This window comes from Paenibacillus marchantiophytorum, assembly GCF_014640555.1.
GTDB lineage: Bacteria > Bacillota > Bacilli > Paenibacillales > NBRC-103111 > Paenibacillus_E > Paenibacillus_E marchantiophytorum.
In genome coordinates this window covers 1-569 of sequence record NZ_BMHE01000154.1, presented here as the reverse complement: position 1 = coordinate 569, position 569 = coordinate 1, and the positions used below count along the sequence as shown (strand labels likewise).

The 569-nt window shown below is 42.0% G+C and carries 1 protein-coding gene; it reads left to right on the top strand.

Translation table 11 applies throughout. From position 1 onward, the window contains the following. On the top strand, positions 1-569 hold a 569-nt coding region (locus tag IEY34_RS36410), incomplete at both ends, for an S-layer homology domain-containing protein (protein WP_189021133.1).

Genomic DNA, 569 nt, shown 5'->3' with positions numbered 1-569 from the left:
GGACACTGGGCCGAAACAGCCATATCCGATGCAGTTCAGAAGGGATACATCGACGGATACCCAGACGGTAGCTTCAATCCTAATGGAAAGATAACAAGAGCCGAATACGCTGCACTTTTGAGTCGAGTAACTAATCTGAAACCTTCTAGTACACAGGAAGCTTTTTCAGACTTAAAGGGCAATTGGAGTAGGGAAGCAGTCAATAAGCTCACTGGATTAGGCTTTATTGATCCCTCTGACTATCCAAATGGATTTCAATCAGATGTGCAACTGACACGTTATGAAATGATGAAATGGATTTCCGCAGGACTTGCGAAATCAGATTCAAGTTTTCAACAAGCATTGTCAGATACCAAAAACACGTTACTTCCAACGCCTGAAACCTACAAAGGTGGAATTTCATCTGAACAAGTTCCATTCATAGCTCTTGTGAAAGGAACTGGAATTATTGAGGGGTTCGAAGACGGTTCTTTCCGACCAGATGACACAACAACAAGAGCAGAAGTTACCACTATTTTGCTTCGTTATGCAAATGTTGAAGGAAAAAAAGCCGATCAATACAAGGCGTT